The sequence below is a fragment of the Lonepinella sp. MS14435 genome (assembly GCF_042485795.1).
GTDB lineage: Bacteria > Pseudomonadota > Gammaproteobacteria > Enterobacterales > Pasteurellaceae > Lonepinella.
In genome coordinates this window covers 1,640,820-1,653,096 of the sequence record NZ_CP169368.1, presented here as the reverse complement: position 1 = coordinate 1,653,096, position 12,277 = coordinate 1,640,820, and the positions used below count along the sequence as shown (strand labels likewise).

At 42.8% G+C, this 12,277-nt stretch carries 6 protein-coding genes, 4 tRNA genes and 2 rRNA genes; all 12 read left to right on the top strand.

Going from position 1 to position 12,277, the window contains the following annotated elements:
* Positions 1-24 precede the first annotated feature (24 nt).
* On the top strand, positions 25-1,101 hold the full coding sequence (gene wecA / locus O1Q80_RS07840) for a UDP-N-acetylglucosamine--undecaprenyl-phosphate N-acetylglucosaminephosphotransferase (protein WP_386694216.1): 1,077 nt from the start codon (positions 25-27) through the stop codon (positions 1,099-1,101).
* A gap of 29 nt (positions 1,102-1,130) precedes the next feature.
* The gene (locus tag O1Q80_RS07835; protein ID WP_386694214.1) at positions 1,131-1,946 is read left to right on the top strand and encodes a chain-length determining protein; all 816 of its coding nucleotides are present in this window, start codon (positions 1,131-1,133) and stop codon (positions 1,944-1,946) included.
* A 270-nt stretch (positions 1,947-2,216) separates the two neighbouring features.
* Complete coding sequence (gene wzxE / locus O1Q80_RS07830; RefSeq protein WP_386694211.1) at positions 2,217-3,488, top strand: lipid III flippase WzxE; 1,272 nt, start codon at positions 2,217-2,219, stop codon at positions 3,486-3,488.
* Positions 3,485-4,567: a TDP-N-acetylfucosamine:lipid II N-acetylfucosaminyltransferase gene (locus O1Q80_RS07825; RefSeq protein ID WP_386694208.1), complete on the top strand. Its 1,083-nt coding sequence runs from the start codon at positions 3,485-3,487 to the stop codon at positions 4,565-4,567. The genes wzxE and O1Q80_RS07825 overlap by 4 nt, the downstream gene beginning before the upstream one ends.
* Positions 4,560-5,852 carry a WzyE family oligosaccharide polymerase gene (locus tag O1Q80_RS07820; protein WP_386694206.1) on the top strand — a complete coding sequence of 431 codons (1,293 nt, stop codon included), beginning with the start codon at positions 4,560-4,562 and terminating at the stop codon, positions 5,850-5,852. The genes O1Q80_RS07825 and O1Q80_RS07820 overlap by 8 nt, the downstream gene beginning before the upstream one ends.
* A complete protein-coding gene (gene wecG / locus O1Q80_RS07815; protein WP_386694203.1) occupies positions 5,825-6,547 on the top strand; it encodes a lipopolysaccharide N-acetylmannosaminouronosyltransferase in 723 nt (240 codons plus the stop codon). Before O1Q80_RS07820 ends, wecG begins: the two co-directional genes overlap by 28 nt.
* A gap of 142 nt (positions 6,548-6,689) precedes the next feature.
* Positions 6,690-6,766, top strand: a tRNA-Arg gene (locus O1Q80_RS07810).
* 31 nt (positions 6,767-6,797) lie between these two features.
* Positions 6,798-6,873 (top strand) — tRNA-His (locus tag O1Q80_RS07805).
* A gap of 26 nt (positions 6,874-6,899) precedes the next feature.
* Positions 6,900-6,976 (top strand) — tRNA-Pro (locus O1Q80_RS07800).
* Between the two features lie 206 nt (positions 6,977-7,182).
* Positions 7,183-8,721, top strand: a 16S ribosomal RNA gene (locus tag O1Q80_RS07795).
* Positions 8,722-8,885: 164 nt separating this feature from the next.
* Positions 8,886-8,961: transfer RNA gene (locus tag O1Q80_RS07790), tRNA-Glu, on the top strand.
* Between the two features lie 206 nt (positions 8,962-9,167).
* Positions 9,168-12,169, top strand: a 23S ribosomal RNA gene (locus O1Q80_RS07785).
* Together the 16S and 23S rRNA genes with 4 tRNA genes alongside form the textbook arrangement of a ribosomal RNA operon.
* Positions 12,170-12,277 lie beyond the last annotated feature (108 nt).

The window sequence follows — 12,277 nt, the reverse complement described above, 5'->3', positions numbered from 1 at the left end:
GCACGTTAAGGCGAAATAAAGGATATGTGGTTAGATTTACTGTTAACATTTTTAGCATCTTTTCTTACTATTTTAGTGATGCGTCCCATTGCCATTGCGGTCGGTTTAGTAGATAAACCCAATTACCGCAAACGTCATCAGGGGGCGATCCCTTTAATTGGAGGGATTTCGCTGTTTATGGGAAATCTCTGTTTTTACCTGTTACAATGGGATCAAACCAAGTTACCCCAGCTTTATTTATTTAGTGTTTTTGTGCTATTAGCCATTGGAATTTTAGATGACCGCTATGATATTAGCCCTTTATTGCGAGCAGGTATTCAGGCAGTGTTATCGGTATTTATGATGTATTATGGGCGTTTATCCCTTGATCACTTAGGACAAATTATTGGACCTTTTACTGTTACACTCGGTTGGATTGGCGTGGTGATTACGGTATTTGCTACTCTTGCGATTATTAATGCGTTTAATATGATTGACGGTATTGACGGCTTACTCGGTGGATTATCTAGTGTCGCATTTGCTGGCGTGGGGATTTTGATGTATATGGATAATCAACATGATCTGGCACGTTGGTGCTTTGCCTTAATTGTGGCGATTATACCGTATGGGATGTTTAATCTTTGTATTCCTTTTGGTAAAAAATATAAAATTTTTATGGGCGACAGTGGTAGTACGCTCATTGGTTTTACCATTATTTGGATCTTATTATTAAGTACACAAGGTAAAGGACACCCGATGAATCCAGTGACAGCCTTATGGTTGGTGGCGATTCCGTTAATTGATATGGTGGCGATTATTTATCGCCGTTTGCGTAAAGGTAAAAGTCCATTTCGCCCCGACCGTTTACACGTTCATCACTTGATGGTACGAGCAGGGTTAACCCATCGCCAAGCCTTTATGTTAATCACTTTTATCGCTGCTTTGTGTGCAGGATTTGGCATTTTAGGCGAAATTTATTATATTAATGAATGGCTAATGTTTATTCTATTCATTGGTTTATTCTTTTTGTATTCTTATTCAATTACCAGAGCGTGGCGAATTACACGTTTTGTTCGCCGTCATCGTCGCCGTTTATTACGTGCGAAAAAGCAAACAGTGTAGCGAACATTGTTTTAGATTTAGGAAACATTATGAAATTATTACAAAGTTTATTATTTATTATTATTTTCACCGCACTTTTTGCTGTGGCTGGCTATGGTGCGAGTTATGCCATGAGAGAACAATGGAAAGCAGAAGTAGAAGTGCGTCAACCGAAAGTAGAGCAGTTAGGTACTTATTTTTCTTTGTTTGAAATGTATCAATTAATTAATGGTAATAAAACCGAAGATCAAAAAGAAACGGCAAATTTTGTTTATAAAGGGTTCAAACAACAGTTAAAAACCTATGATAATTTATCTAAATTTTGGTTAGATTCTGATTTCTATAAACAACGTCAAACAGGCATTGAAGAACGAGATGAGGCTTTTTTACAAGAACTTATTGCAGGTATTCAATTTGTTGAAGGAAATCCTGAACGTAACATTCCTGATCGTATCAGTTTAACTTTAGACAACCCAAAACAAGCGATGCTACAGTTGGAGAGTTTTGTAAAACATGTCAATTATTTAACCAGACAATCTTTATATAACGAATTAATTACCAAGTGGAAAACCTTATTCAATCAGGTAAATTTAGCCGCTCAACAAAGTACTGATAATGCCAAACAAGGTGAATTAAGCTGGCAAGGTAAATTGAATATGATGAAATCGGTTTCGCCATTAGATAACCAATTAGCCACCTTTGATTATTTAAAGTCCCCAACTCAACCTAAAGTGGCATTACCAGATCGTTTATTATGGGCGGAAGTCGGTGCTGCAGCTGGTTTCTTGTTCGGTTTATTGCTCGCTTTGATTTTTGTTGGGCGTAAACAAAAAAGTCACAGCCAAAGGGTGAATGACAAAATTTAAGATCTTACCGATCTCAGCATTCGCATTTAACCAAAGTGCGGTGTATTTTGAGTGCGTTTCATTTTGATCTTATTTTTGTACGAGAGTGACTATTGCCTAGCATAAGCCTAGTTGGTTGAGGGGCAAATCAAATTTACTATTGCATATCTAATAATGGTAAGAAATTGTTGCCCTGATAAAATCATGCCACATTTAACTCAAGTTTATTTAGATTTTTGCGGTGCTGTGATTTAAAACGGCAAAATAGCAAAAATAAAGGCGGTCACTGATATGTCAACAATCACAAAACCAACCTTAACCAGTACAACCCTTTGGACATCCACCGCTGTTGCCATTAAACTCATTATTGGGCTAGTTGTCATTAAAATCTTTGCTCTAAATTTTGGCTCGGCAGGGTTAGGACAGGCGGCAAATTATATGACCTTGCTCACGGTATTCGGCGTGCTGTCAGGGGCTGGGATTTTAAATGCGGTGACTAAATTTGTGGCAGAATATGAACAGGATCCGCAACGGTTACAAGCCATTTTAGGGGCGAGTAGTCTATTGATTATACTGGTTTCGGTGATGTTAGCCGTGATTGGTTTGATGTTTACTCAACCCATTTCCTTGTTTTTATTTCAAACCGCTGATTACAGTCTAACCATTCAAATACTTGCCTTGCTGCAATGCTTAATAGCATTAGGTAATTATTTTATCGCCATTTTAAAAGGACAACGTCAAGCCAAAGCCTGTGCGATGAGTTCCATTTTTGCTAATTTAGTGGGAGCATTGTGGTTGCTGTTTTGTTTATGGATATGGGGCTATCAGGGGGCGTTAATCGGTTTTGCCTGTATTCCAGCCTTAATTCTTGTCCCCAGTCTGATTGCGTTACTAAAACAAAATTGGCACTGGCAATGGTTAAAGCCAAATTTTGATTTATCTGCCAGTCATATTCTTCGTCATTATATGATAATGACCCTTGTCGCTGTTTGTATTATACCAACAGTGTATATTTTATTACGCAATCAATTAATCGAAAGCCAAGGATTAAGTGCGGTGGGTTTATGGCAAGGATTAAGCCGTATTTCCGATGCCTATTTACAGCTTTTAACCACAGCATTTTCCGTGTATTTATTGCCCACCTTTGCTAAATTAAGCGATAAATCGGCGATTCAGAAAGAAGTTAAAAAAGCCTTGGGTTTTATTTTTCCGTTGGCGTTAGGTCTGGCGTTATTGGTGTTTTTTTCGCGAGATTATTTGATCATTGTGTTATTTAGCCCTGATTTTACCCCAATGTCTGATTTGTTTGGTTGGCAATTAGTGGGCGATCTGTTTAAAGTGGCGAGCTACGTTTTTGGCTATTTATGGTTAGCCAAAGCTGCGACTGGTCGCTATATTTGTGCTGAAATTGTACAGGGAATGTTATTGTTTGGTTTATCTAGTTATGGGATCGCACAACAGGGTGTCGCAGGGGCAACCTTGGGTTATGGACTTTGCTATATGACTTATTTCGGTTTTTGTTGGGTTTTATTTAAGTTGGATTATGGGAGTAAAAAACGATGAAACAGATTATTCACGTTTTAGGTTCGCCCATTCCACATCATAATCATACCATGTTGCGTTTTTTAGCGGAGCATTTGCAGCCCCAATTACCGAAAGAAGCCATTAAGCAAGTGTTGGTGGTGGGGAACGGTTATCAGGATCAATATCCGAGCCTTTGCATACAAGAGTTTGAGTGTAAAAAAAGTATTGCTCAAGCCGTATGTCAGTTAGCGAAGCAAGATCCACAACACTATTTTTATTTACACGGTCAATTTAATTTCCCCCTTTGGCTCGCTATCTTTTTCGGCAAATTACCGCCCGAAAGACTCACTTGGCAAATGTGGGGGGCAGATTTACACGAAGACAGTCAACAATGGAAATTTAAATTGGCTTATCCGTTACGCCGTTTTATTCAAAAGAAATTAATTTCCGTGGCAGGTTATCAGGGGGATTTAAGTTATTTTAAACAGCATATTAATCCAAATGTGCAAGGGCATTTAGTGTATTTTCCGAGTAAAATGCACCGCGGTTTTCAGCCAACGGAAAAGCAAAAATCGGATAAATTAACCATTTTATTAGGCAATTCTGGCGATCCGTCTAATCGTCATTTGGTGGGGCTGGAGCAAATAAAACAACAGCTTGGGGATAATGTGCAGATTATTATACCAATGGGCTATCCCGAACATAACGGTGATTATATTGCCCAAGTGTCTGCTCAAGCCACACGGTTATTTGCTCAAAGTGCGATGCAAATTTTAACCGAAAAAATGCCATTTCAAGATTATTTAGCTTTGCTTAATCAATGTGATGTGGCGTATTTTATTTTTCAACGTCAGCAAGGGGTGGGATCCTTGTGTTTATTAACTCAATTTAATGTGCCAGTGGTGTTACACCCGAAAAATACCTTTATTGACGATATGCGATTATATCAAGTGCCGTTTCTGTTGCAGAATCAGGTGACGGAACAAGCCATTTTCGACACGCAACAACAATTAACCGCACTTGATAAAGAGAGTATTGGCTTTTTTGATCCCCATTTTATTGCAGGTTGGTTGGCTATATTAATGCAGATTTTGCAACAAGGGGAAGAGAATGCTTGAATTTGCAGAACTTATCCTGTTGACGCTCTTGTATATTTTGTCATTAAGTGTGGTGCTTTATTTATTACAACAAGATGTAAAACAGCAAGGTTTTTCCTTTCATTTATTGTTTAGCTTGGTTTATTTGTCGGTCTTTTATTTAGGCTTTCCGTTGTCGATGGGCTTGATGTATGGCTTTCATATTTCATTGCCACCTTTTGCGGTCTTATGCCAAACTTTGTTGACCGCAACAGGATTTTATTTACTTTATTATTGGGTTTATCAGGGCAAATTTTATCCCCGTTTATTGCCAGTAAAACTCGAGAAAAATACACCGCAGTTTACAGCAAAGATCACGATGTGGATTTTATTGGCGATAAGTTTAGGGGCAATGGGGATTTTTTATGGGTTGAATGGTTTGTTATTATTTAAATTAACCGCCTATAACCAGATTTTTTCAACACAAGTGAGTGCGGTTGCCTTAAAACGTTTTTTTTATTTTTGCTTGCCAGCGTTGTTAATTTTTTATTTTATTCAACCAAGTAAACGCCGTTGGTGGCAATTTCTGTGCTTAGGCGTGGCTTTCGGCGTGTTGAGTTATGTGGTGATCGGTGGCACGCGTGCAAACTTAGCTTTAGCGGTTGCTTTGTTTGTGTTGATTGGCATTGCTCAGGGCTATATTTCCATGTTTGCTTTAGTGATGTTGGCAATTTTAGGTATTTTCGCCATGTTTTTATTGGCAATGTGGCGATATGGGTTAGCTTTTAACGATGAACAAACGCTGTTTCGTTTTTTACACTTAACTCGGGATACCTTTTCGCCGTGGGAAAATTTGGCAACCATTCTCAATACAAAAAATATTGAATATCAAGGATTAATGCCCATTATTCGGGATTTTTATGTGTATATTCCCAAAGTCTTATGGGCGGATCGTCCTGATTTAGTGTTAAATACGGCAAATTATTTTACTTGGGAGATTAAGCATTATTATGCTGGCTTGGCGATTTCCCCAACATTAATTGGATCGTTTTACATTATGGGGGGCTATCCAATGATTTTGGTGGGGGCGGTTGGCTCGGCATTGGTTGTCAAAGAATTTGATGGGTTGTACCGTTGGGCTAAAGGTCATGAAAGTGCGGTGTTAAAAGCCTATTGTTTTTCGCATATTTTTACTCTGACGGTGTTAGTGCGAGAAGGGTTTGATGCGTTTGTTTCTCGTTTTGTCTTTTTGACGATAGGTTGGGGCGTGGCGTATGGATTAGCAAAAGGAATCGTAAAATGGAAAAAGTTGTCATTCGAGAAATAGCTATTTTAGTGCCTGAAAATAAGCAAGTGTTGGCGGATCATTTGATCTCAGCAAAGCAAATAAAAACGGGGTTATTGATTGCGATAAATGCGGAAAAAATGATTGCTTGTGCTAAAAATCCCCAAGTGAACGCCTTAATTCAGCAAGCAGAATTTAACTATGCAGACGGTATTAGCGTGGTTTTTTCCATTAAAAAGAAATATCCACAATGGCAAAAATTAACACGGATTGCAGGGATTGATTTATGGCAAGCCTTGTTGCAACGTTCGGCAGAATTGAGTGTGCCAGTTTTTTTGGTGGGGGGACAAGCGGATGTGGTGAATCTGGTGGCAGAAAAATTATCGCATCAGCAAGTGGATATTGTGGGATACCAACATGGTTATTTTTCTGAACAAGAAGAAAGGGCAGTGATTGAAAGAATTAAGCAAAGTAATGCGAAGTTTGTGACAGTGGCAATGGGATCGCCAAAACAAGAGATTTTTATGCAAAAAGCACAACAGATTTATCCTGATTGCCTTTATATGGGAGTGGGGGGGAGTTTTGATGTGTTGGTGGGTAAGACCAAACGGGCTCCGTTGTTATGGCGAAAACTGAATTTGGAATGGTTATATCGTTTATTAAGTCAGCCGACACGTTGGCAACGTCAATTAAATTTATTGCGATATGCTTATTATTATATGACGAATAAGTTATAAAATAATTGGAACCGAAATAAATTCCAAACAAATTGCACAAATTAACAGCTAACGTTAGAAAAACGCAATTTTTTTGTAAAAAATGCTAGACAACAACAAGCAAAATCATTAATATACGCATCCGTTGCAACGCAATATGTGTGCGTTCGTAGCTCAGTTGGATAGAGCGTTGGCCTCCGGAGCCAAAGGTCGCAAGTTCGAATCTTGTCGAGCGCGCCAGAAGTTAATGCAATTCAACATAAAAACAATGGTGGCTATAGCTCAGTTGGTAGAGCCCTGGATTGTGATTCCAGTTGTCGTGGGTTCGAATCCCATTAGCCACCCCATTTACTACCTAAGTAGTAAAATCTGACGGCGAGTAGCGCAGCTTGGTAGCGCAACTGGTTTGGGACCAGTGGGTCGTAGGTTCAAATCCTATCTCGCCGACCAATTTTATAAAATTTGCGAAAGCAAAATCGTTCTTTAACAATTTATCAGACAATCTGTGTGGGCACTTGTTGATTGACTAGTTTTAAAAAATTAAATAAAACTTGAAGTCTTAATAGGTGCTTAACTTAGAAATTCATTAACTTTTTGTTCTTTTGGGAATGAAAAGTAAGATTTAAAAGCAAGCAGTTTATTGAGCGATCGAACTTAAATTGAAGAGTTTGATCATGGCTCAGATTGAACGCTGGCGGCAGGCTTAACACATGCAAGTCGAACGGTAGCAGGAAGTACTTGTACTTTGCTGACGAGTGGCGGACGGGTGAGTAATGCTTGGGAATCTGGCTTATGGAGGGGGATAACTACGGGAAACTGTAGCTAATACCGCGTAGTGTCGAGAGACGAAAGACTGGGAACTTAGGTCCAGTTGCCATAAGATGAGCCCAAGTGGGATTAGGTAGTTGGTGGGGTAAAGGCCTACCAAGCCGACGATCTCTAGCTGGTCTGAGAGGATGACCAGCCACACTGGAACTGAGACACGGTCCAGACTCCTACGGGAGGCAGCAGTGGGGAATATTGCGCAATGGGGGTAACCCTGACGCAGCCATGCCGCGTGAATGAAGAAGGCCTTCGGGTTGTAAAGTTCTTTCGGTGGTGAGGAAGGTAGTTGTTTTAATAGAACAGCTAATTGACGTTAACTACAGAAGAAGCACCGGCTAACTCCGTGCCAGCAGCCGCGGTAATACGGAGGGTGCGAGCGTTAATCGGAATAACTGGGCGTAAAGGGCACGCAGGCGGTTACTTAAGTGAGATGTGAAATCCCAGAGCTTAACTTTGGAATAGCATTTCAGACTGGGTAGCTAGAGTACTTTAGGGAGGGGTAGAATTCCACGTGTAGCGGTGAAATGCGTAGAGATGTGGAGGAATACCGAAGGCGAAGGCAGCCCCTTGGGAAGATACTGACGCTCATGTGCGAAAGCGTGGGGAGCAAACAGGATTAGATACCCTGGTAGTCCACGCTGTAAACGATGTCGATTTGGGGATTGGGCTTTAGGCTTGGTGCCCGTAGCAAACGTGATAAATCGACCGCCTGGGGAGTACGGCCGCAAGGTTAAAACTCAAATGAATTGACGGGGGCCCGCACAAGCGGTGGAGCATGTGGTTTAATTCGATGCAACGCGAAGAACCTTACCTACTCTTGACATCCATAGAAGAACTTAGAGATAAGTTTGTGCCTTCGGGAGCTATGAGACAGGTGCTGCATGGCTGTCGTCAGCTCGTGTTGTGAAATGTTGGGTTAAGTCCCGCAACGAGCGCAACCCTTATCCTTTGTTGCCAGCATGTAGTGATGGGAACTCAAAGGAGACTGCCAGTGATAAACTGGAGGAAGGTGGGGATGACGTCAAGTCATCATGGCCCTTACGAGTAGGGCTACACACGTGCTACAATGGTGCATACAGAGGGCGGCAAACCTGCGAGGGGGAGCGAATCTCAGAAAGTGCATCGTAGTCCGGATTGGAGTCTGCAACTCGACTCCATGAAGTCGGAATCGCTAGTAATCGCAAATCAGAATGTTGCGGTGAATACGTTCCCGGGCCTTGTACACACCGCCCGTCACACCATGGGAGTGGGTTGTACCAGAAGTAGATAGCTTAACCGGAAGGGGGGCGTTTACCACGGTATGATTCATGACTGGGGTGAAGTCGTAACAAGGTAACCGTAGGGGAACCTGCGGTTGGATCACCTCCTTACCGAAAACGAGAGACAATAAGTGTCCACACAGATTGGCTGATAATTGTAAACAAAGAAAGAGAAAGACCGCACTTTTCATTGCTTACTAGGTCGAGCAAGCGAAACGAATGAAACGAAAAAAGAAGTGCGAATAATAAAAGACAACAAATTATCTTTACCTGTTGTCCCCATCGTCTAGAGGCCTAGGACATCGCCCTTTCACGGCGGTAACCGGGGTTCGAATCCCCGTGGGGACGCCAATTAAAGATGATTCGGTAGATAAACAAGAAATGGATTATCTATATTATTTTCTTATTGTTCTTTAAAAAATTGGAAACAAGCTGAAAACTGAGAGATTTTCGAAAGAAAGTCTGAGTAGAAGAAAAAATCTTGACTGAACAAAAGCGGTCAAGTGTTTAGTTGAAACAGCAACATCATTTGTTTTTGAAAACATTTGAGGTTGTATAGTTAAGTGACTAAGCGTACACGGTGGATGCCTAGGCAATCAGAGGCGAAGAAGGACGTGCTAATCTGCGAAAAGTTTGGATGAGTCGATAAGAGGCGTTTAATCCAAAATATCCGAATGGGGAAACCCAGTAGATGAAGAATCTACTATTGTTAACTGAATACATAGGTTAACAAGGCAAACCGGGAGAACTGAAACATCTAAGTACCCCGAGGAAAAGAAATCAACCGAGATTCTGTGAGTAGCGGCGAGCGAAAGCGGAGCAGCCGTTAGTGATAATCAGTGAGTTAGAAGAATGGACTGGGAAGTCCAGCGACACAGGGTGATAGCCCCGTATTTAAAAATACACTGATGGTACTAAGCTAACAACAAGTAGGGCGGAACACGAGAAATTCTGTCTGAAAATAGGGGGACCATCCTCTAAGGCTAAATACTCCTGATTGACCGATAGTGAACCAGTACTGTGAAGGAAAGGCGAAAAGAACCCCAGCGAGGGGAGTGAAATAGAACCTGAAACCGTGTACGTACAAGCAGTGGGAGCCGTAAGGTGACTGCGTACCTTTTGTATAATGGGTCAGCGACTTATATTTTGTAGCGAGGTTAACTGAATAAGGGAGCCGAAGGGAAACCGAGTCTTAACTGGGCGACTAGTTGCAAGGTATAGACCCGAAACCCGGTGATCTAGCCATGGGCAGGTTGAAGATTGGGTAACACTAATTGGAGGACCGAACCGACTAATGTTGAAAAATTAGCGGATGACTTGTGGCTGGGGGTGAAAGGCCAATCAAACCGGGAGATAGCTGGTTCTCCCCGAAATCTATTTAGGTAGAGCCTTGAGCGAACACCTTCGGGGGTAGAGCACTGTTTCGGCTAGGGGTCCATCCCGGATTACCAACCCGATGCAAACTGCGAATACCGAAGAGTGATACTCAGGAGACACACGGTGGGTGCTAACGTCCATCGTGAAGAGGGAAACAACCCAGACCGCCAGCTAAGGTCCCAAAGTCTATATTAAGTGGGAAACGAAGTGGGAAGGCTTAGACAGCTAGGATGTTGGCTTAGAAGCAGCCACCATTTAAAGAAAGCGTAATAGCTCACTAGTCGAGTCGGCCTGCGCGGAAGATGTAACGGGGCTAAAATATAGCACCGAAGCTGCGGCATCAGGCGTATCACTAATACGCCTTACGATTAACAACTTGCGAAGCAAGTTGGTAATGCAACCCCAAACGTCGAGTTCGCAACAATTCGGAGAGGGGAAGTTGAGGAATATTAGTGATACGCCTGTTGGGTAGGGGAGCGTTGTGTAAGCGGAAGAAGGTGAGTCGAGAGGCTTGCTGGACGTATCACAAGTGCGAATGCTGACATAAGTAACGATAAAACGAGTGAAAAACTCGTTCGCCGGAAGACCAAGGGTTCCTGTCCAACGTTAATCGGGGCAGGGTGAGTCGGCCCCTAAGGCGAGGCTGAAAAGCGTAGTCGATGGGAAACGGGTTAATATTCCCGTACTTGGATAAATTGCGATGTGGGGACGGAGAAGGTTAGGCAAGCAGCCTATTGGATGGCTGTTTAAGCGTGTAGGTGGGGGATTTAGGCAAATCCGAATCCCCATTCAACACTAAGGCGTGATGACGAGCTCCTAAGGGAGCGAAGTTGTTGATACCACACTTCCAGGAAAAGCCACTAAGCTTCAGGTTTATCTAAACCGTACTGAAAACCGACACAGGTGGTCAGGTAGAGAATACTCAGGCGCTTGAGAGAACTCGGGTGAAGGAACTAGGCAAAATAGCACCGTAACTTCGGGAGAAGGTGCGCCGGCGTAGATTGTAGTCTTTTACAGATGAAGGTTGAACCGGTCGAAGATACCAGCTGGCTGCAACTGTTTATTAAAAACACAGCACTCTGCAAACACGAAAGTGGACGTATAGGGTGTGATGCCTGCCCGGTGCTGGAAGGTTAATTGATGGTGTTATCGAAAGAGAAGCACCTGATCGAAGCCCCAGTAAACGGCGGCCGTAACTATAACGGTCCTAAGGTAGCGAAATTCCTTGTCGGGTAAGTTCCGACCTGCACGAATGGCATAATGATGGCCAGGCTGTCTCCACCCGAGACTCAGTGAAATTGAAATCGCCGTGAAGATGCGGTGTACCCGCGGCTAGACGGAAAGACCCCGTGAACCTTTACTATAGCTTGACACTGAACCTTGAATTTTGATGTGTAGGATAGGTGGGAGTCAGAGAAACTTAAACGCCAGTTTGAGTGGAGACGACCTTGAAATACCACCCTTTAACGTTTGATGTTCTAACGAAATATCTGGAACGGGTATTCGGACAGTGTCTGGTGGGTAGTTTGACTGGGGCGGTCTCCTCCCAAAGAGTAACGGAGGAGCACGAAGGTTTGCTAATGACGGTCGGACATCGTCAGGTTAGTGCAATGGTAAAAGCAAGCTTAACTGCGAGACGGACAAGTCGAGCAGGTACGAAAGTAGGTCATAGTGATCCGGTGGTTCTGAATGGAAGGGCCATCGCTCAACGGATAAAAGGTACTCCGGGGATAACAGGCTGATACCGCCCAAGAGTTCATATCGACGGCGGTGTTTGGCACCTCGATGTCGGCTCATCACATCCTGGGGCTGAAGTAGGTCCCAAGGGTATGGCTGTTCGCCATTTAAAGTGGTACGCGAGCTGGGTTTAGAACGTCGTGAGACAGTTCGGTCCCTATCTGCCGTGGGCGTTGGAGAATTGGTTGGGGCTGCTCCTAGTACGAGAGGACCGGAGTGGACGCATCCCTGGTGTTCCAGTTGTTTCGCCAGAAGCATTGCTGGGTAGCTACATGCGGGAGAGATAAGTGCTGAAAGCATCTAAGCACGAAACTTGCCAAGAGATGAGTTCTCCCACACAGAAGTGTGTAAGGGTTGTTTAAGACGAAGACGTAGATAGGCTGGATGTGTAAGTGATGTGAGTCATTGAGCTAACCAGTACTAATTGCCCGAGAGGCTTAACTATACAACGCTCAAGTGGTTTTGATTCAGAAGACAGATGTCAGAAGACAGAAGACAGTTGAAGAGCGTGAAAGTAACGAACAGACAAAAAAGAAAATCGAACAGACAGCTT

Bases quoted from the DNA above. Each gene is read 5' to 3' on its own strand.
- wecA (WP_386694216.1), top strand. From the start codon at position 25: ATGTGGTTAGATTTACTGTTAACATTTTTAGCATCTTTTCTTACTATT.
- O1Q80_RS07835 (WP_386694214.1), top strand. From the start codon at position 1,131: ATGAAATTATTACAAAGTTTATTATTTATTATTATTTTCACCGCACTT.
- wzxE (WP_386694211.1), top strand. From the start codon at position 2,217: ATGTCAACAATCACAAAACCAACCTTAACCAGTACAACCCTTTGGACA.
- O1Q80_RS07825 (WP_386694208.1), top strand. From the start codon at position 3,485: ATGAAACAGATTATTCACGTTTTAGGTTCGCCCATTCCACATCATAAT.
- O1Q80_RS07820 (WP_386694206.1), top strand. From the start codon at position 4,560: ATGCTTGAATTTGCAGAACTTATCCTGTTGACGCTCTTGTATATTTTG.
- wecG (WP_386694203.1), top strand. From the start codon at position 5,825: ATGGAAAAAGTTGTCATTCGAGAAATAGCTATTTTAGTGCCTGAAAAT.